At 70.7% G+C, this 17,954-nt stretch carries 15 protein-coding genes and 1 tRNA gene; 7 read left to right on the top strand and 9 right to left on the bottom strand.

The window, feature by feature from the left end:
• Positions 1 to 125: 125 nt before the first annotated feature.
• Entirely contained in the window at positions 126 to 1,241 is a 1,116-nt protein-coding gene (locus E0493_RS22030) for an NAD(P)/FAD-dependent oxidoreductase (RefSeq protein ID WP_160939422.1), read from the bottom strand.
• 170 nt (positions 1,242 to 1,411) lie between these two features.
• Between E0493_RS22030 and E0493_RS22025 the strand changes: the two genes are divergently transcribed.
• Positions 1,412 to 3,229, top strand: coding sequence for an ABC-F family ATP-binding cassette domain-containing protein (locus E0493_RS22025; RefSeq protein ID WP_160939421.1), 1,818 nt, complete (start codon positions 1,412 to 1,414; stop codon positions 3,227 to 3,229).
• A 127-nt stretch (positions 3,230 to 3,356) separates the two neighbouring features.
• Here the strand turns inward: E0493_RS22025 and pip are convergent, their stop codons facing one another.
• Positions 3,357 to 4,334, bottom strand: coding sequence for a prolyl aminopeptidase (gene pip / locus E0493_RS22020; protein ID WP_160939420.1), 978 nt, complete (start codon positions 4,332 to 4,334; stop codon positions 3,357 to 3,359).
• A gap of 81 nt (positions 4,335 to 4,415) precedes the next feature.
• Here pip and greB point away from each other — a divergent pair, with 81 nt between their 5' ends.
• Together greB and E0493_RS22010 are read left to right on the top strand one after the other, a co-directional pair.
• Positions 4,416 to 4,940 carry a transcription elongation factor GreB gene (gene greB / locus E0493_RS22015; RefSeq protein WP_160939419.1) on the top strand — a complete coding sequence of 175 codons (525 nt, stop codon included), beginning with the start codon at positions 4,416 to 4,418 and terminating at the stop codon, positions 4,938 to 4,940.
• 95 nt (positions 4,941 to 5,035) lie between these two features.
• Entirely contained in the window at positions 5,036 to 5,965 is a 930-nt protein-coding gene (locus E0493_RS22010; protein WP_160939418.1) for a DMT family transporter, read from the top strand.
• A gap of 265 nt (positions 5,966 to 6,230) precedes the next feature.
• Here the strand turns inward: E0493_RS22010 and E0493_RS22005 are convergent, their stop codons facing one another.
• The 5 genes from E0493_RS22005 to E0493_RS21985 form a co-directional block, all read right to left on the bottom strand.
• Positions 6,231 to 7,502, bottom strand: coding sequence for a M20/M25/M40 family metallo-hydrolase (locus tag E0493_RS22005; RefSeq protein ID WP_160939417.1), 1,272 nt, complete (start codon positions 7,500 to 7,502; stop codon positions 6,231 to 6,233).
• A 66-nt stretch (positions 7,503 to 7,568) separates the two neighbouring features.
• Positions 7,569 to 8,399 (bottom strand): aspartate dehydrogenase, encoded by an 831-nt coding sequence (locus E0493_RS22000; protein ID WP_160939416.1) that lies wholly within the window; start codon positions 8,397 to 8,399, stop codon positions 7,569 to 7,571.
• Positions 8,400 to 8,576: 177 nt separating this feature from the next.
• The gene (gene clpA / locus E0493_RS21995) at positions 8,577 to 10,931 is read right to left on the bottom strand and encodes an ATP-dependent Clp protease ATP-binding subunit ClpA (protein WP_160939415.1); all 2,355 of its coding nucleotides are present in this window, start codon (positions 10,929 to 10,931) and stop codon (positions 8,577 to 8,579) included.
• 193 nt (positions 10,932 to 11,124) lie between these two features.
• Complete coding sequence (gene clpS, locus E0493_RS21990) at positions 11,125 to 11,460, bottom strand: ATP-dependent Clp protease adapter ClpS (RefSeq protein ID WP_235913966.1); 336 nt, start codon at positions 11,458 to 11,460, stop codon at positions 11,125 to 11,127.
• A 380-nt stretch (positions 11,461 to 11,840) separates the two neighbouring features.
• Positions 11,841 to 12,410 carry a phasin family protein gene (locus E0493_RS21985; protein WP_160939414.1) on the bottom strand — a complete coding sequence of 190 codons (570 nt, stop codon included), beginning with the start codon at positions 12,408 to 12,410 and terminating at the stop codon, positions 11,841 to 11,843.
• Positions 12,411 to 12,772: 362 nt separating this feature from the next.
• Between E0493_RS21985 and E0493_RS21980 the strand changes: the two genes are divergently transcribed.
• Positions 12,773 to 13,942 (top strand): D-alanyl-D-alanine carboxypeptidase family protein, encoded by a 1,170-nt coding sequence (locus tag E0493_RS21980; protein ID WP_160939413.1) that lies wholly within the window; start codon positions 12,773 to 12,775, stop codon positions 13,940 to 13,942.
• A gap of 122 nt (positions 13,943 to 14,064) precedes the next feature.
• Positions 14,065 to 14,592 carry an EF-hand domain-containing protein gene (locus E0493_RS21975; protein ID WP_160939412.1) on the top strand — a complete coding sequence of 176 codons (528 nt, stop codon included), beginning with the start codon at positions 14,065 to 14,067 and terminating at the stop codon, positions 14,590 to 14,592.
• A gap of 111 nt (positions 14,593 to 14,703) precedes the next feature.
• Here the strand turns inward: E0493_RS21975 and E0493_RS21970 are convergent.
• Positions 14,704 to 14,778: transfer RNA gene (locus E0493_RS21970), tRNA-Val, on the bottom strand.
• Positions 14,779 to 14,926: 148 nt separating this feature from the next.
• Here E0493_RS21970 and E0493_RS21965 point away from each other — a divergent pair.
• Positions 14,927 to 15,658: a DUF3108 domain-containing protein gene (locus E0493_RS21965; protein WP_235913965.1), complete on the top strand. Its 732-nt coding sequence runs from the start codon at positions 14,927 to 14,929 to the stop codon at positions 15,656 to 15,658.
• Positions 15,659 to 15,783: 125 nt separating this feature from the next.
• Here the strand turns inward: E0493_RS21965 and gph are convergent, their stop codons facing one another.
• Positions 15,784 to 16,434: a phosphoglycolate phosphatase gene (gene gph / locus E0493_RS21960; protein WP_235913964.1), complete on the bottom strand. Its 651-nt coding sequence runs from the start codon at positions 16,432 to 16,434 to the stop codon at positions 15,784 to 15,786.
• A 90-nt stretch (positions 16,435 to 16,524) separates the two neighbouring features.
• On the opposite strand from gph, the gene glmU reads away from it, so the two are divergent.
• Positions 16,525 to 17,892 (top strand): bifunctional UDP-N-acetylglucosamine diphosphorylase/glucosamine-1-phosphate N-acetyltransferase GlmU, encoded by a 1,368-nt coding sequence (glmU, locus tag E0493_RS21955; RefSeq protein ID WP_160939410.1) that lies wholly within the window; start codon positions 16,525 to 16,527, stop codon positions 17,890 to 17,892.
• The last annotated feature ends 62 nt before the right edge of the window (positions 17,893 to 17,954 follow it).

Raw genomic sequence — 17,954 nt, 5'->3', positions numbered from 1 at the left:
GTGGTTCGGAACCGGAAACCCGCTGGACAACGACCGGCTGAAGTAGCGCCTCACCTCACGAGGCACGGGGCGGGCGGCGGTATGCTGCCCGCCCGCCGCGCCCGCCCTGCTGAAGCCTTGACGCTTCAGGCCATCTCGGTCGCCAGCAACTCGCCGACATGGTCGGCCAGCGCCAGCGAGGCGGTCAGCCCCGGGCTCTCGATGCCGAACAGGTTCACCAGCCCCGGCACCCCATGCACCGCCGGCCCCTGCACCACGAAGTCCTGCGCCGCCTGCTTCGGGCCCACGATCTTCGGCCGGATGCCGGAATAGCCGGGGTTGAGCGCGCCGTCCGGCAGGCCCGGCCAGTAGCGGCGGATGGCGGCGTAGAAGCTCTCGCCGCGCCTCGGGTCCACCTCGTAGTCGATATGGTCCACCCATTCGACGTCCGGCCCGAAGCGGCACTGCCCGCCGAGGTCGATGGTCAGGTGCGTGCCAAGGCCGCCCGGCACCGGCACCGGGTAGATCAGCCGAGAGAAGGGGGAGCGGCCGGCCAGGGTGAAGTAGTTGCCCTTGGCGTAGTAGGTGGGCGGCACGTGGTCGGCCGGCATGCCGTCCAGGCTGCCGGCCAGCTTCGGCGCGTGCAGCCCGGCGGCGTTGATCAGGGTGCGGCAGCGCAGCTCCATTGGCTCCGCGCCGCCGACCCGCAGCTCGGCCCCGCCCTGCGGCAGCAGCCGCCCGCCCAGCACCGGGCTGTGGAAGACGAACATCGCGCCCGCGTTCTCGGCATCGCCCTGCAGCGCCAGCATGTAGGCGTGGCTGTCGATGATGCCGGTGGAGGGCGAGACCAGCGCGGCGGTGCAGGCCAGCGCTGGCTCCATGTCCTGCGCCTCCTCGCGGCTGACCAGCCGCAGGTCCGGCACGCCGTTGGCCGCGGCGCGCGCCTGGATGGAGGCGAGCTTGCCGCTCTCCTCCTCGTTCGTCGCCACGATCAGCTTGCCGCAGTTCTGGTGCGGCACGCCGCGCTCGGCGCAGTACCAGTAGAGCCGTTTCTTGCCCTCGACGCAGAAGCGCGCCATCAGGCTGTCCTTCGGATAGTAGATGCCGGCGTGAATGACCTCGCTGTTGCGCGACGAGGTTTCCGTGCCGATCCCCTCGGCCGCCTCCAGCACCAGGACGTCCCGCCCGGCCAGCGCCATCTGCCGCGCCACCGCCAGGCCGACCACCCCGGCGCCGACGACGATGCAATCAACCTCGTCCAAAGCCCTCTCCCTCCCGGTATCGCGGGGGCTTCTTCTCTAGCGCGCCTTGCCGCCGCCGTCGCGTGCCGGTTGACGGCCACCGGCCGAGAAGCCGCTCAAAAATGCGATGGGACCAAGAGGCGCTCCGCCGGGGCTTGACGCCCCGCCCGCGCCGCCTCACGCAGCAGCCCATGGCAGCCCCTCCGATCCTTTTGCTCCAGGACATCCGCCTTGGCTTCGGCACCACGCCGCTGCTGGCCGGCGCGACCCTCTCCGTCTCCCCCGGCGAGCGGCTGGCGCTGATCGGCCGCAACGGCTCGGGCAAGTCCACCCTGATGAAGATCGCCGCCGGGCTGGTCCAGGCCGATGGCGGCACGCGCTTCGTCCAGCCTGGCGCCACCCTGCGCTACCTGGAGCAGGAGCCGGACCTCGGCGGTTTCGCCAACGTGCTCGCCTATGTCGAGGCCGGGCTGGCGCCGGGCGACGACCCCTACCGCGCGCGCTACCTCCTTGAGCAGCTCGGCCTGTCCGGCGAGGAGGCCCCCGCCACCCTCTCGGGCGGCGAGGCGCGCCGCGCCGCCCTGGCCCGCGCGATGGCGCCGACGCCTGACATCCTGCTGCTGGACGAGCCCACCAACCACCTCGACCTGCCGGCCATCGAGTGGCTGGAGCAGGAGATCGGCGCCATGCGCTCGGCGCTGGTGCTGATCAGCCACGATCGCCGCTTCCTGGAGACCATGACGCGGGAGATGGTCTGGCTGGACCGCGGCACCACCCGCCGGCTCGCCCGCGGCTTCGCCCATTTCGAGGAATGGCGCGACACGGTGCTGGAGCAGGAGGAGCAGGAGGCGCACAAGCTCGACCGCCAGATCGCGCGCGAGGAGGACTGGATGCGCTACGGCGTCACCGCCCGGCGCAAGCGCAATGTCCGCCGCGTGGCGGAGCTTGCCGGCCTGCGCCAGCAGCGGCGCGAGCGCCGCGCCGCGCAGGGCGGGGTCAGGATGGCGGTGGCGGAAGGCGAGGGCTCCGGCACGCTGGTCGCCGCGGCCGACAACGTCTCCAAGTCCTATGGCGACCGCACCGTGGTGCGCGACTTCTCCACCCGCATCCTGCGCGGCGACCGGGTGGGCATCGTCGGCCCCAACGGCGCGGGCAAGACGACGCTGCTTTCCATGCTGACCGGCACGCTGCCACCCGACAGCGGCGAGATCCGCCTCGGCACCGGCCTCGCCATGGTCACGCTGGACCAGCGGCGCGAGGCGCTCGACCCCAACACCACGCTGTCCGAGGCGCTGACCGGCAGGCGCGGCGACCAGGTCTGGGTCAACGGTCAGCCCCGCCACGTCATCGGCTACATGAAGGACTTCCTGTTCCTGCCGGAGCAGGCCCGCACGCCGGTCTCGGCGCTCTCGGGCGGCGAGCGCGGCCGCCTCCTGCTCGCCCGCGCCTTCGCCACCCCCTCCAACCTGCTGGTGCTGGACGAGCCGACCAACGACCTTGACCTGGAGACCCTGGACCTCCTCCAGGAGCAGATCGCCGACTATTCTGGCACGGTGATCGTGGTCAGCCACGACCGCGACTTCCTCGACCGCGTGGCGACCAACGTCATCGCCTGGGAGGGCGACGGGCGCTGGCAGGACTATGCCGGCGGCTACTCGGACATGGTGGCGCAGCGCGGCCATGGCGTCCGCGCCCGCGCGGAGCCCGCCCGCGGCGGCGCCGCGCCGTCCGCTGCGCCGAAACCGGCCCCTGCCGTGCCGCCGGCCGCACGGAAGAAGCTCTCCTTCAAGGACCAGCATGAGCTGGAGACCCTGCCGGCGCGGATGCGGAAGCTGGAGGCGGAGGCCGCGAAGCTGAAGGAGATCCTGGCCGACGCCGACCTCTACAGCCGCGACCGCGCGCGCTTCGACAAGGCGACTGAACTGCTCGGCAAGACCGAAACCGCGCTCGCCGAGGCGGAGGAGCGTTGGCTGGAACTGGAAATGCTGCGCGAGGAACTGGAAGGCTGATCCCTTCGCCTGCTGGGGGAGAATGAATTCTCCCCCAGACCCCCACTTCTTTCTTTTTATCAGTTTTGGTCGCGCTGGCGGCATGCGCCGAAAAACTGGCAGAACGAAGAAGGGAGTTTGGGGGAATTCATCCCCCCGACCTTGCTTCTCCAACCCGCTCCCGCAGCCGTGCTGCCGCCGCGCAGAGCGCCTGATGCACCTCCGGCTCCTCGGTGGTGTGGTTGCCGTCATTGACGATGGCGAAATCGGCTTCCGGCCAGGCCTGGTGCAGCTCGAAGGCGGTGATGGCTGGCGTGACCACGTCGTAGCGCGCCTGGACGATGGCGGCCGGGATGTGCCGGATGCGCCCGACCTCGCGCAGGAGCTGCCCTTCCTCCAGCCAGGCGCCGTGGAGGCAGTAGTCGGCGAAGAGGCGCGAGACCGCGAGCGCCTTCGCCGGCTCGGTCAGGTTGGCGATATGCGCCGGATCGGGGCGGAAGGTCTGAGTCCGGGCGGAGAAGCCGCGCAGGGCGATGCCGGCGGGCAGGTGCACCGCCGGATCGGGGTCCATCAGGCGGCGGTGATAGGCGGCGAGCAGGTCGCCGCGCTCCGCCGCCGGCACATGTGCGGCGAACGCCTCCCAGTGATCGGGAAAGAGGCTCCGCACCCCGCGGAACCACCAGGCCACCTCTTGCCGCCGCGCGGTGAAGACGCCGGAAAGGCGCAGCGCCGTGACGCGCCCCGGATGCGCCTGCGCATAGGCCAGCCCCAGGCAGGAGCCCCAGCTATGCCCCATCACCGCCCAGGCCGGAACGCCGAACCGCTCCCTCAGCTGCTCAAGGTCGTCGATCAGGTGGGCGGTGGTGTTGGCTTCCGTACTGGCATGCGGCGTGGATTCGCCGCAGCCGCGTTGGTCGAAGCGCAGCACCCGCCAGCGCGCAAGGTCGAGGCTTCGCAGCACCGCCGGGTTGCTGCCCGCGCCCGGCCCGCCATGCAGCAGCACCACGGGCGGCGCGTCGGCGCGGCCATACTCCCACCAAGCCAGGCGATGCCCCTGGCCGACATCGAGGTGGCCGGCGGCGACGGGATCGGGGAGGGGGCTGTCGGGGCTGGGAATCTGCGGCATGGCCGCGCAGTCTTGCCCGTATTGCACGCGCAGGCCATCCCGCGTTAACCGCGCCGCCACACGCGCAGGAGGAGCACGCCGATGGACGAGGACGACGAGGACGACACGCCGCCCGGCCTGCCCCCCGGCACACCATTCTACATGACCCCCGCTGGCCACGCGGCGCTCCAGGCCGAGCTGCGCCAGCTCTGGAACGCGGAACGGCCCAAGGTGGTGGAGATCGTCTCCTGGGCCGCCAGCCTCGGCGACCGAAGCGAGAATGCCGACTACCAGTACGGCAAGCGCCGCCTGCGCGAGATTGACCGCCGCGTGCGCTTCCTGCGCAAGCGGCTGGAGCGGGTGCAGGTGGTGGACCCGGCGGCCCAAGCACGGCGCGAGCAGGTCTTCTTCGGCGCCACCGTCACCTATGCCCGCGAGGACGATTCCGAGGTCACCGTCACCATCGTCGGCGTCGACGAGGCGGAGGCCGAGCGGGGTCGCATCTCCTGGGTCTCGCCGGTGGCGCGGGCGCTGCTGAAGGCGCGCGAGGGCGACCTCGTGCGCATCCGAACGCCGAGCGGCCCTGAGGAGGTCGAGGTGGTGACGATCCGCTACCCCGAGCCCTGAACCGCCGGCCTTTCCCCTGGCGCAACGGTCCGGCTGGCGCCATGCTGGCGCCGCGCGGCCGACGCCGCGTCACAGAACCGCCGGACACCCCACCCATGTCGCAACACGTTGCCCGCCCGCTGGCCCTGAAGGGCCTGCCGTTGCGCCTGGGCAGCTTCTGGACAGGCCTTTCCCCCACGCTGCGGGGCATGGCCTGGATGGCCCTCTCCGGCCTCAGCTTCTGCCTGCTGAACGGCCTGATGAGCGGCCTGACGCGAGAGATGGAGCCCTTCCAGGCCCAGTTCCTGCGCTACCTCTTCGGCTTCGCGGTGATGCTGCCGCTGCTCTGGCGGCAGGGGCTGACGGCCTTCGCGCCGAACGGCCTCAGCGGCCAGCTCTGGCGAGGGGTGGTTCACACGGCCGGACTGCTGCTCTGGTTCCTGGCGCTGCCGCACATCCCGCTGGCTGACGTCACGGCGCTCGGCTTCACCGGCCCGATCTTCATCATGATTGGCGCCGTGGTCTTCCTGAAGGAGAAGGTGGTGCTCTCCCGCTGGGCGGCGGCGGCGGTGGGGCTGGTCGGCGTGGCCATTGTGCTCGGCCCCAAGCTCTCCGGCGGGGGCGGCGGATGGACGCTGGTGATGCTTGCCTCCTCGCCGCTCTTCGCCGCCTCCTTCCTGATCACCAAGGCGCTGACCCGGCGGGACCGGCCGGAGGTGATCGTGATGTGGCAGGCCGTCACCATCTCCCTCTTCACCCTGCCTTTCGCCCTCCCGCTCTGGGTCTGGCCCACCCCATTGCAGCTCGGCTGGTTCGTGGTGGCCGGACTGCTCGGCAGCTTCGGCCACTGGTGCCTGACCGAGGCCTTCCGCCTGGCCGACGTCTCCGCCACCCAGCCCGTGAAGTTCCTCGACCTCGCCTGGGCCACGCTGCTCGGCTTCCTGCTGTTCGGCGACGTGCCGGGGTGGAGCACCTATGCCGGCGCGGCGGTGATCTTCGCTTCCGCCACCTGGATGGCGCGGCGCGAGGCGGCCGGGCGCGGGTGAGGAAAGAGGTCGGGGGAAAGGAACTCCCCCCGAACCCCCCATCTTTCTTCTGTCAGTTGGCAGCCGTCGCCGGGGCTGCTCCAGCCCCGGCCTGAGCGCATCCCGCCAGCGCAACCAAACGGACANAGCGCATCCCGCCAGCGCAACCAAACGGACAGAAAAGAAGAAGAGGGGGCCTGGGGGAGAATTCATTCTCCCCGAGTTTTGCCCGCGCGCCTGCCCCGGAGCGGATGTGAGGACAGCCCTTCCTTCTTCCCCGCCTGCTTCAGTTGCTCGCCACGCCCGCGGTCAGAAGGATGCTTGCCACGGCCGTGGCGACGCCCTTCACGCTGGCGCCCTTCTCCACGTCGATCCACTCTTCCAGCGAATGCGCCCGGTCGCCCGCGCAGCCCGTGCCGATGGTCACCGCCGGCAGGCCGAGGCTGATCGGGATGTTGCTGTCGGTGGAGGAGGCCTCATAGGCCAGCTCGTAGCCCTGCGCCGCGATCACCGCCGAGGCGATCCGGGCGATGCGCGAGTCCGTGGAGGTGGTCCCTGCCGGCCGGTCGCCGATCTGCTTCACTTCGACGCGGATCTTGCCCCGCTTGGTGTCGCGCGCCGCGTCCTCCGCCGCCGCCGCCTGCGGCAGGATGGCGAGGAAGCGCTCCTCCAACGCCGCCAGCACTTCGGCCGAGGCGGAGCGCAGATCCACCTCCATCCAGGCCTCCTCGGGGATGGCGTTGATCGAGGTGCCGCCGCCCATGCGCCCGATGGAGAAGGTGGTCTTGGGCGAGGCCGGCACCCGGATGCGGCCGAGGTCGTCCATGGCGCGCGCCATGGCGAAGGCCGGGTTCACCAGCCCGAAGGCGGCGAAGGAATGCCCGCCAGGCCCCCGGAAGGTCACGCGGTAGCGCTTGCTGCCCACCGCGCCATGCACCAGCCGCGCCGGGTTCAGCCCGTCCAGCGCGATGAAGCCGGCCACCCGCTCCCGCCAGCGATTCTTGCTGAAGAAGGCCTTCACGCCGCGCAGGTCGCCCGCGCCTTCCTCGCCAACCGAGGCCAGCAGCAGGATGCCGGCGCGGGTGCGGATCTCGGCGGCGTCCAGCGCGCGGGCGATGGCCAGCAGCACCGCCAGGCCGCGCGTGTTGTCGCCGACGCCCGGGGCCCGCAGGATGCTGCCCTCGCGCTTCACCGTCACGTCGGTGCCGGCGGGAAACACCGTGTCGAGGTGCGAGCACAGCACGATGACGCCCGCCTCCGGATCGGTGCCCGGCCGAAAGGCGGTGACGTTGCCCTCGGCATCCGTCTCCACCTCCTGCAGGCCCTGGCCGCGCAGCAGCTCGGCATAGGCTGCCGCGCGCTTCGCCTCGCCGAAGGGCGGGGAGGGGATCTCGGTCAGGGTGATGAGCTGCTCGACGAAGTTGTCGTGGTCGGCGTCCAGCGCCGCCTGCAGGCGGGCGAAGGCCGGGCTGGCGAGCAGGGCATTCGCCTCCGCCGCCGCGCTGCTGCCCTCGGTGGCGGAGAGCACGGCGCGCAGGGTGGGGAGGGCATCGGACATGGGCGGAACCTCGAATCAGAAAGGGGGGCGACGTTCCGCCGCCTGCCCCTCGTGGTCAAGGGAGGCTCAGGTGCCCACCCGCAGCGGCGCCGTCATCTTGCGCAGGCAGGCGATGACCGAGAGCGGCGTGATCCGCCCGGTCTTCGGGTTCTCGCTGGGAATGCCCTCGATCGACATGCTGAAGCGCGCCGAATCGGACTCCACCTCGATGCGATGGGTGTTCCGCTGCAGCTCCGGGTCGGCCCAGATTTCCAGCATGGTGCGGTCCGGCCCGATGCCGGCGAGGGAGAGCGCCACCGCGACGTTCAGGTTGGCGGGGAAGCCCTTGGCGGCCTCCCGCGCCGTACCTTCAAAGACGCGCATCGGCTCGCGGATGTCCTCGATGCGGATGTTGTTCTCCACGAGGTAGGGAGCGCCCAGCAGTCCGCGAACCGGCTTGCGCGTCACCATCCGCACGGATTCGATCCGCCCCTCGGCGGCGGCGGCCACAGCATCCAGCCCGAGCAGCGCCCCGGTCGGCACGACGATCTGTCCGCCATGCTGCCGGGCAAGTGCGACCAGATGCTCCTGGGCCAGCAGCGCGCCAACGCTGAGCACCACGACGGACTTCGCCTCCCGCAGGAAAGGCTCGGCGATCGCCGGGAGCAGTACGGCCGGCGCGCACTCGATGACCAGGTCGGCCACCGGCTCCAGTTCGGCGATATCCAGCACCGGCACCGGATTACGCAGCTGCTCCATCCGGCGCGCCGCCTTGCCTTTGTCCTGCGCGGCGACCGCGGCCAGCTCGAAGCCCGGGATGCCCTCATCCAGCGCCTGGGCGACACGGCCACCGATGGCGCCGAAGCCGGCGATGGCGACGCGCATGGGACGGCGACGTGGGGAGGTGAAGGCGTTCATGGCATGGATCTCCCGGGGGCGGACCGGGGCGCCTTGGCCGCGTGCCCGCCAAAGACGATGCGGCGGGAGGGTAACGGCGAGGGCCGGGCGTGCCAAGCGGCGCCGCCCGGATGCAAAACGGCCCGGAGCGGGTGCCGCCGGGCCGTTCCACCTTTCAGGCCGGGAAGGGCAGGGCGGTCAGCCCGCCGCCTCCGGCGCATGCTCGTTCTCGCCATCCGGCCCCTCGTCGGGCTTCGGCAGGGCGGGAAGCGGCGCCTCGATGAACTCGAAGGTCAGCTCGTCGTCCTTCTTGCCGACGCGGACCGCGCCGCCCTTGGCCAGCTTGCCGAAGAGCAGCTCCTCGGCCAGCGGCTTCTTGACGTATTCCTGGATGACACGGGCCAGCGGGCGCGCGCCGTAGAGCGGGTCGTAGCCCTTCTCCGCCAGCCACTCCTTGGCCGCCGAGGACAGCTCGATCGTCACGTTGCGGTCCGCAAGCTGGGCCTCCAGCTGCATCACGAACTTCTCGACCACGTTGCCCACGATCTCCGCCGTCAGCCCGCTGAAGGGCACGATGGCGTCGAGGCGGTTGCGGAACTCCGGGGTGAACAGGCGCTTCACCGCCTCCTCGTCCTCGCCGACCCGGGTTTGGCGGCCGAAGCCGATGCCGGCCTTGGCCATGTCGGCGGCCCCCGCATTGGTGGTCATGATCAGGATGACGTTGCGGAAATCGACCGTCTTGCCGTTGTGGTCGGTCAGCTTCCCGTGGTCCATCACCTGCAGCAGGATGTTGTAGAGGTCCTGGTGGGCCTTCTCGATCTCGTCCAGCAGCAGGACGCAGTGCGGGTGCTGGTCCACGGCGTCGGTCAGCAGGCCGCCCTGGTCGAAGCCGACATAGCCCGGCGGCGCGCCGATCAGCCGGCTGACGCTGTGCCGCTCCATGTACTCGGACATGTCGAAGCGGGTCAGCTCGATACCGAGCGTCTTGGCGAGCTGCTTGGCCACCTCGGTCTTGCCGACGCCGGTAGGGCCGGAGAACAGGTAGTTGCCGATCGGCTTCTCCGGGTCGCGCAACCCGGCGCGAGACAGCTTGATCGCGGCGGAAAGCGCCTCGATGGCCTTGTCCTGGCCGAACACCATCGCCTTCAGGTCGCGCTCCAGGTTCCGCAGCGTCTCCTTGTCGTCGGTGGAGACGCTCTTGGGCGGGATGCGCGCGATCTTGGCGACGATGTCCTCCACGTCCTTCAGCGTCACGGTCTTCTTCCGCTTCGCCTCGGGCAGCAGCATGCGGGAGGCGCCGACCTCGTCGATGACGTCGATCGCCTTGTCCGGCAGCTTGCGGTCATGGATGTACTTGGCGGACAGCTCGACCGCGGCGCGAATCGCCTCCGGGGTGTACTTGACCTTGTGGTGCTTCTCGTAGTTCGTCTTGAGCCCGGTGAGGATCTTCACCGTGTCCTCGACGGTCGGCTCGTTGACGTCGATCTTCTGGAAGCGGCGGACCAGGGCGCGGTCCTTCTCGAAGTGCTGCCGGTACTCCTTGTAGGTGGTGGAGCCCATGCAGCGCAGCGTGCCCTGGGCGAGCGCCGGCTTCAGCAGGTTCGAGGCGTCCATCGCGCCGCCGGAGGTCGCCCCGGCGCCGATCACGGTGTGGATCTCGTCGATGAACAGGATCGAGCCGGGCTGCTGCTCCAGCTCGGCCACCACCGCCTTCAGCCGCTCCTCGAAGTCGCCGCGGTAGCGGGTGCCGGCCAGCAACGAGCCCATGTCGAGCGCATAGATGGTGGACTTGGCCAGCACCTCCGGCACGTCGCCCTCGATGATGCGCTTGGCCAGGCCCTCGGCGATGGCGGTCTTGCCCACGCCGGGGTCGCCCACATAGAGCGGGTTGTTCTTGGTGCGGCGGCAAAGGATCTGGATGGTGCGCTCGATCTCGGAGTCGCGCCCGATCAGCGGGTCGACCTTGCCCTGCTGCGCCTTCTTGTTGAGGTTGACGCAGTAGTTCGAGAGCGCGTCCTGGCCACGGCGGCCGGAAGGCTTCTCCTCCTTCTCGCCCGGCTCTTCGGCACCCGGCCCGCTGGGCGGGTTGCCCTGCACGGGGCGGCTGGTCGAGCGGCCCGGCGCCTTGGCGATGCCGTGGCTGATGAAGTTGACGGCGTCCAGCCGCGTCATGTCCTGCAGCTGCAGGAAATAGACGGCATGGCTCTCGCGCTCGCTGAACAGGGCGACGAGCACGTTGGCGCCGGTCACCTCATCGCGTCCGGAGGACTGGACGTGGATGGCGGCGCGCTGGACCACGCGCTGGAAGCCGGCGGTCGGCTTCGGGTCGCCGCCGCGCTCGGTCACCAGGCCGGCGAGGTCCTTGTCGAGGAACTCGGAGAGGTCACGCTTCAGCTTCTCCTGGTCGACTCCGCAGGCACGCAGCACGGTGGCGGCGTCAATGTCGTCGACCAGGGCGAGGAGAAGGTGCTCCAGCGTGGCATATTCGTGCCGGCGCTCATTGGCGAGCCCAAGGGCACGATGGAGCGTCTGCTCAAGGTTGCGGGACAGCATGCGTTTGACGCTCCCCTTCCAGGAACGATGCCGGCGGGAGAAGGGGCCGGCACCGGAAAAACAGGATCTTGCGATCCACGATACCGAATATGTGGTTCCACTCTCTTAAGACGGCGAGAGGGGACGGCAAGTTTCAGCACGTTACACACAGACGGTGCCCGCCTGCATGCAATTTTGGCCGCCGTGGGGCAGCCTACTCCTTTTCGATGGTGCATTGCAGCGGGTGCTGGTTCTGCCGCGCCAGGTCCATCACCTGGGTGACCTTGGTCTCGGCCACCTCATAGGTGAAAACGCCGCAGACCCCGACACCCCGGCGGTGGACATGCAGCATGATGCGCGTCGCCTCCTCCCGGTTCTTCTGGAAGAAGCGCTCCAGAACATGGACGACGAACTCCATCGGCGTGTAGTCGTCGTTGAGCATCAACACCTTGTACATCGCGGGCTTGCGGGTGCGCGGCTTGGTCTTGACGACGACACCCGTGTTCGTCCCGTCCTGGCCACCCGTGCCGCCCTGTCCCGCGCCGCCCATCCCATTCCGCTCCGGGTCGTGGTCGGGGCGCCTATCCTGATCCGTCATGTCGCTGTCGCGGGCCTGCCGGTTTGTCTGCTGCACCTAAAGGGGCCCTCCGTACACTTGGAGGGTGACGGGGCGGCGGTGCCGGAAGGCCCGGGCCGTCGTCCCCGGGATACCCCGTCGGGTTAAGATATCGGAGCGGCGGCGCCCAGGTGAAGGGCCGAGCGCATCAAAGCCACAGGAAAAGCCGCCTCGCCGGAAATAAAAAAGGCAGCGGCCCGACTGCCGGACCGGTTCCCGAAAGGAACCAAGGGGCCGGCGAGGCTGGCGCTGCCATTCACGCCGCTTCGCGGCGCAGGGCCTCGGGCGCCCGCAGGCGCCCGAGGCATCACTGATCAGACGAAGGCGGCGGGACGGGTCATCCGCTCCATCGCCAGCGTCATGCGCGCGGCGAGCGGGGCGGCGGACTGCTCGGCCAGCTTGAAGGCGGCCTCGCTCAGCTTGGTCGCCTCGCTCATGGACTTCTCGAGCTGCACCTTCGCAAAGGTGGACTGCAGGTCGGCGGCTTCCTTGAGGCTCTTCACGGAAGACATCGCCCGGGCGTTCTGCACGGCCTGCTCGTTCAGCACCTGCATCGCGGCGAAGGCCTGCTTGCTCAGCTCCTGCATGCCGCTGACATAGGTCTGCGTCGCCTTGGTGAAGGCCTCGAAGTTGCCGCGGCCGAACTCCATGGCCTCCTCGGTCGCCTTGTAGAGGCCTTCGGCCGTGCGGGTCGCCTTTTCCATGTTCTTCTCCATTGCCGTGCGGGTCTGCGCCCCGCTCTCCTCAATCATTTTGCCAGCCACGTCCTGCGCCGGTTCAGCCGCCGCGAGAGCCGCCTTGGCGGTCTTCTCCATGGGGGCCGGGGCCGCCGCGATGGCCGGCTTTTCCGGGGCCGTCTTGCCGGCCTTGGATTCGTTCGCCATCTTGCCCTCCTCTGTTACACTCCGCTGCCGCCACCGGAAGGCGGAGGCACCAGGCGCGGCCCGGCCGGCTCGCCCCGGATTGCAGGGGGGCAGGCAGACCGGACATCGCTTTGCTGCGGCGCAGCATGAAGCGATATGGCAATGAAAATTCCCCCTGTCCACCTTAATTTTGCAGTGCAACATAACCTTTTCTTGTGCGGGCCGTGGAAAACCTTCTGCCGTTTTCAGCGGCATCCCAAGGAATCTCCCTAACCCCTTGTGGAAAGGCGATGTTCTGCAAGGGTTCTCGATGACATCCACGGATTCGTGACCTTAGAATGGGCACGCTTCACTGGGGGGTGAGGCTCATTCAGGGGATGTCTATGCAACTTGCCCGTGGGGTCCGGCGGCTGAGGCTTCTTGCGGCCTCAGCAATCCTGCTCGTTACGCTGCCGGGCGTCGCCGCCGCCCAGATCGGCAGCGCGCGCTACTCGTCCGTGGTGATCGATGCGCAAAGCGGGCAGATGCTGTTCGGCAGCAACGCCACCGCGCCGCGCCATCCGGCCTCGCTGACCAAGATGATGACGCTTTACCTGGTCTTCGACGCGCTGCGCCGGGGCGAGCTCCGGCCGGACCAGCGGCTGGTCATGACGCCCTACGCGGCCGGCAAGCCGCCCTCGAAGCTGGGCCTGCGCCCGGGGCTGAGCCTGACGGTGGAGAACGCGATCTACGCCGTCGTCACCAAGTCGGCCAACGACATCGCCACCCTGTTCGGCGAGACCCTGGGCGGCGGCAGCGAGGCCCGCTTCGCGCAGATGATGACGCTGCGCGCCCGCGCCCTCGGGATGAGCGGCACCACCTTCCGCAACGCTTCCGGCCTGCCGGACGTGGATCAGGTCACCACCGCGCAGGACATGGCGACGCTTGGTCGCCGGCTGCAGCAGGACTTTCCCGAGTACTACCACTTCTTCGGCACCCGCCAGCACCGGATGGGCGGCATCACGCTGCGCAACCACAACCACATGCTCACCGACTATGAGGGCGTGGACGGCATCAAGACCGGCTACATCGACGCCAGCGGCTTCAACATCGTCAGCAGCGCCCGGCGGGGTGGGGCGCGGCTGATCGTCTCCGTCTTCGGCGGCAGCTCCTGGACCGAGCGCGACCGCCACGCGGCGGCGCTGCTGGAGCGGGGCTTCACGCAGATGGGCATCGGCGAGGGCCGCAGCCTCGTCGCCCAGGGCGCCGGTGGTGCCGGGCTCGCCATGGCGGCGGTCGGCGGCACGGCGGCCGCGGCCACCCTGCAGCGTGTTCGCGCGCCGGCGATCGTGGCGCGCGCCGCAGCGGCCGCGCCGGCCCGCCGCGAGGCACGGCCGGTCGCGGCCAGCCTGCGCACGCGGGCGGCGCGCGCGGCACCCGTGGCCGGCAAGCCGGTGCGCCAGGCCACCCGCGCGCGCACGGTGGTGGAGCAAGGGGATGGCGGCAGCCGCGTGCGGGTCGCCTCGGCCGCGCGCAAGCCGGTGCGCCGCAACCCGGCCCGGCCGGCCCGCTGACCGGCAGCTTGGCGTAACATTTCCTCACCCCTCGCGGGGATGCAGGCAATGCGCCCGTTACATGGACTCCCCAGTTCCTTGCGTGCGGCGAACCTGCCGCGTGCCTCTTGGGGAGTTCATCGATGAAACGCTCGCTTGGACTGGGACTGCTCGGCGCCGTGCTCGCCGTCACCGCGCTTCCGGCCCTGGCCCAGCCCGGCCCGCAGCGCGGCGGCCCTGGCCCGCTGATGAGGCAGGCCGATGCCGACCATGACGGCCGCATCACCGAGACGGAGGGGCTGAACTTCCTTTCCGCCCGCTTCGCCGAGGCGGATGCGAACAAGGACGGCGGGGTGACCCGCGCCGAGCTTGACCACGCCCTGCGGGCGCGGTGGGAGGCCAACCGGCCGGCCGATGCGCCGGCCCGGCCGATGCACAACCTTCAGCAACGTGCGGACGCCATGTTCCGCGCCGCCGACGCCAACCGTGACGGCCGCCTCACCATGGAGGAGGTGCAGCCGCTGGCGATGGCGCTGTTCCGCGCCGCCGATCGCGACGGCAACGGCGTGCTTGAAACGGCGGAGCTGCGTGGCCGCCATCATCACCGCGGCGGTGGCCGTCCGGCACCGCAGCCCGAGCGGGCGCCGCCCGCGCCGGTCACCCCTGGCTGACGGATGCGGCCCGGCGGCAGCCGCCGCCGGGCCGATCTGCCCGCGCCGCCCCAACCGCTGCGGGATACGGTCCAGCACGTGATGAAACTTGGAATTTCAGGAGGACCCCGATGGTGGGTGCGACAGGGATTGAACCTGTGACCCCCGCCGTGTGAAGGCGATGCTCTACCGCTGAGCTACGCACCCATCGGGGTGGGCGGGGAAATACCGGGAGCGGGGATGAGTGTCAAGCAGCCCCTCCACAGGAAATTTTCCCTCTTTCCTGATGCACCGCCATCCCCATCTCCAAGGCATGCACTGGCGCGCCGCCTCTGTCCTCCTGGCCATGGTGTTCATGCCTGTCGCCGGCCGCACCGAGCCGCTGCGTGCCGTCTACGCGGTTGAGGCGGCCGGCATCCAGGTGGTCCGGGCGGAAGTGCTGTTCGACCTCGCCGCCTCCTCCCGTTACAGCATCGAATCCCGGGTGGCTTTCACCGGGATGGCGAGCTGGTTCAGCAGCGGGCGGATGGTCACCCGCGTGGAGGGCGTCTGGGCGGGCGATGCCGCCCAGCCCAGCCGCTACAGGAGCGAGGGAACCTGGCGAGGGGAGCCGCGGCAGGTCACGCTGGACTACCCCGCCGGCCAGCCCGTGCTGCGCCGATTGGTGCCGGCGCATGATCCGAACCGCGAGCCGGTGCCCCCGCCGCTGCAGAGCCATACCATCGACTCCCTGAGCGCGCTGGCGCAGCTCAGCCGCACCGTCGAGGAAACCGGCCGCTGCGAGGAACGCGCCGCGATTTTTGACGGGCACCGCCGCGGCAACGTCGTCATCCGCACCCTGGGGCGCGACTACCTTCCGCCGCACGGCCCGGCCTGGAGTGGCGAGGCCGTCCGCTGCGGCTTTGTCGCGCGGCAGATCGCCGGCTTTCGGCGGGACGACGGGGAAGACGCCCGGGAACCGCAGGAGGGCACCGCCTGGATGGCCCGGCCGCGCCCGGGCGCGCCGGTGCTGCCGGTGCGCGTCGAGATGCCGGGGCGGTGGCTGGGCCGGCTGACCGCCTATCTGGTCGAGCTCGGGCGGCCATAGCGTCCTGATCGCGAAGTCCTTTGGGCCTCGCGATCGGGACACCAGGCTCCGTTTCAGCCGCCTGCCGGTTCGCTGCCTTCGTGGATCGACCCGCGAACGTCGCGGGCAGGACGCCAGGCGGCGGCTCAGCGTGGCATCAGGCGCTCCAGCAGGGCCGGAAGCTCCTCCGCGCGCGCAGCCACCGGCGCGCCGTCCGCCATCTCCGGCAGGCCGTAGCCCCAGGCGCAGAAGGCCACCGGCAGGCCGGCGGCCCGCCCGGCGGCGACGTCGTTGTGGTGGTCGCCGACCATCACGGCCCGCGCCGGGTCGCCGCCCGCCGCCTCCAGCGTGGCCAGCACGTGGCGGGGGTCCGGCTTGCGGACGGGAAAGCTGTCGCCACCCCCCAGCGCCGCGAAGCGCTCCGCCAGCCCCAGTCCGGCCAGCAGCTGCCGCGCGGCGGCCTCGGGCTTGTTGGTGCACACGGCCAGCGCCCAGCCCTCGGCCGCCAGCACGTCCAGCGCCGCCGGGATGCCGAGGAAGGGGCGGGTTTCCACCGCGGCATTCGCCTCGTAGTCGGCCAGGAAGGCGGGCAGGGCGGTCGGGTCCGCCGGCAGGCCCCGCGCCGCGAAGGCGCGCTGGATCAGCACCGGCACGCCGTCGCCGATGAAGCGGGTCACCTCGGCGCGGGCGAAGGGCGGCTGCCCGCGCGCGGCCATCAGCCGGTCGAGCGCGGCATGGATGTCGGGCACGCTGTCCACCAGCGTGCCGTCCAGGTCGAAGATCACGGTGCGTCGCATGGTTCGCGGCTTTGCCATGTTTCGCGCGGCAATGCGAAGTGACGATCGCCGCTCTTGCTCCGGCACCGGGTTCCCCGGCACAAGCGGGGCATGTCCGCTGCTGCCATTCTGCTCGCCGCCGGCCTCGGGACGCGGATGAAGAGCCGCCTGCCCAAGGCGCTGCATCCGCTCGCCGGCCGTCCGATGCTCAACCACCTGATCGCCGCCTGCGAAGGGGTGTTCGACCGCATCGTGGTGGTGGTCGGCCCTGACATGCCCGCGCTGGAGCGTGCCGCCGCCCCCCATGCGACGGTGGTGCAGGCCGAGCGCCTGGGCACCGGCCATGCCGCCCTGCAGGCCGCCCCCCTGCTGGCCGGCTTCCCCGGCGACGTGGCCGTCCTCTATGCCGACAACCCCCTGATCTCCACGGCCACCCTGCGGCGCCTGCGCGCCGCCCGCGCCGGGGCCGGCCTCGCCCTGCTGGCCATGCGCCCGGCCGATCCCGCCAAATACGGCCGCGTGCTGCAGGACGATACGGGCGACGTCACCCGCATTGTCGAGTTCGCGGACGCCAGCGAGGACGAGCGGCAGGTCGGCCTGTGCAATGCCGGCGTGCTCTGCGCCCCCGGCTCCGACCTGTTCCGCTGGCTGCGCGCCGTGCGCAACGACAACAGCGCCGGCGAGTACTACCTGACCGACCTGGTGCCGCTCGCCGCGGCGGACGGGAAGCGCGTGGTCGCCGTGGAGGCCCCCGAGGCCGAGCTGCGCGGCATCAACAGCCGCGCCGAGCTTGCCGCCGCCGAGGCCGAGGTGCAGGCCCGCCTGCGCCGCGCCGCGATGGACAACGGCGCCACCCTGGTCCAGCCGGACAGCGTCGTGCTCGCGCACGACACCCGCATGGGCCGGGATGTGACGATCGGCCCGAACGTGGTCTTCGGGCCGGGCGTGGCGGTGGAGGACGAGGTGGAGATCCGCGCCTTCAGCCACCTGGAGGGTTGCGTGGTGCGCTCGGGCGCCGTCATCGGCCCCTTCGCCCGGCTGCGCCCGGGCACCGAGGTCGGCGCCCGCGCCCATGTCGGCAACTTCGTCGAGCTGAAGGCGACCCATCTCGGCGCGGGCGCCAAGGCCAACCACCTGACCTATCTCGGCGACGCCTCGGTGGGTGCCGGCAGCAACATCGGCGCCGGCACCATCACCTGCAATTACGATGGCTTCGGCAAGTTCCGGACCGAGATCGGGCAGGGCGTCTTTGTCGGCTCGCACACCACCCTGGTGGCCCCCATCCGCCTGGGCGACGGCGCCTTCACCGCCGCCGGCTCCACCCTGACGCGGAACGTGGCGCCCGACGCCATGGCCTTTGGCCGCGCCCGCCCGACCGAGAAGCCCGGCATGGCGGCCGCCTTCCGCGCCGCCCGCCGCCCCGAACCATCCCCCCCATCCCCTGAAGCGCCCCCCACTCCCCCCGAGGAGAAAGCCTGATGTGCGGCATTGTCGGCCTGGTCGGACGGGAAGCGGCGGCGCCGCGGCTTTTGGAGGCGCTG

Source organism: Teichococcus coralli (assembly GCF_009829925.1).
Lineage (GTDB): Bacteria > Pseudomonadota > Alphaproteobacteria > Acetobacterales > Acetobacteraceae > Pseudoroseomonas > Pseudoroseomonas coralli.
The sequence above is the reverse complement of the archived record's forward strand: the minus strand, read 5'-3'. Positions and strand labels throughout refer to the sequence as shown.

Coding starts and splice junctions, on each gene's coding strand:
- E0493_RS22025 (WP_160939421.1), top strand. CDS start 1,412: ATGGCAGCCCCTCCGATCCTTTTGCTCCAGGACATCCGCCTTGGCTTC.
- pip (WP_160939420.1), bottom strand. CDS start 4,334: ATGCCGCAGATTCCCAGCCCCGACAGCCCCCTCCCCGATCCCGTCGCC.
- greB (WP_160939419.1), top strand. CDS start 4,416: ATGGACGAGGACGACGAGGACGACACGCCGCCCGGCCTGCCCCCCGGC.
- E0493_RS22010 (WP_160939418.1), top strand. CDS start 5,036: ATGTCGCAACACGTTGCCCGCCCGCTGGCCCTGAAGGGCCTGCCGTTG.
- E0493_RS22005 (WP_160939417.1), bottom strand. CDS start 7,502: ATGTCCGATGCCCTCCCCACCCTGCGCGCCGTGCTCTCCGCCACCGAG.
- E0493_RS22000 (WP_160939416.1), bottom strand. CDS start 8,399: ATGAACGCCTTCACCTCCCCACGTCGCCGTCCCATGCGCGTCGCCATC.
- clpA (WP_160939415.1), bottom strand. CDS start 10,931: ATGCTGTCCCGCAACCTTGAGCAGACGCTCCATCGTGCCCTTGGGCTC.
- clpS (WP_235913966.1), bottom strand. CDS start 11,460: ATGGGCGGCGCGGGACAGGGCGGCACGGGTGGCCAGGACGGGACGAAC.
- E0493_RS21985 (WP_160939414.1), bottom strand. CDS start 12,410: ATGGCGAACGAATCCAAGGCCGGCAAGACGGCCCCGGAAAAGCCGGCC.
- E0493_RS21980 (WP_160939413.1), top strand. CDS start 12,773: ATGCAACTTGCCCGTGGGGTCCGGCGGCTGAGGCTTCTTGCGGCCTCA.
- E0493_RS21975 (WP_160939412.1), top strand. CDS start 14,065: ATGAAACGCTCGCTTGGACTGGGACTGCTCGGCGCCGTGCTCGCCGTC.
- E0493_RS21965 (WP_235913965.1), top strand. CDS start 14,927: ATGCCTGTCGCCGGCCGCACCGAGCCGCTGCGTGCCGTCTACGCGGTT.
- gph (WP_235913964.1), bottom strand. CDS start 16,434: ATGCGACGCACCGTGATCTTCGACCTGGACGGCACGCTGGTGGACAGC.
- glmU (WP_160939410.1), top strand. CDS start 16,525: ATGTCCGCTGCTGCCATTCTGCTCGCCGCCGGCCTCGGGACGCGGATG.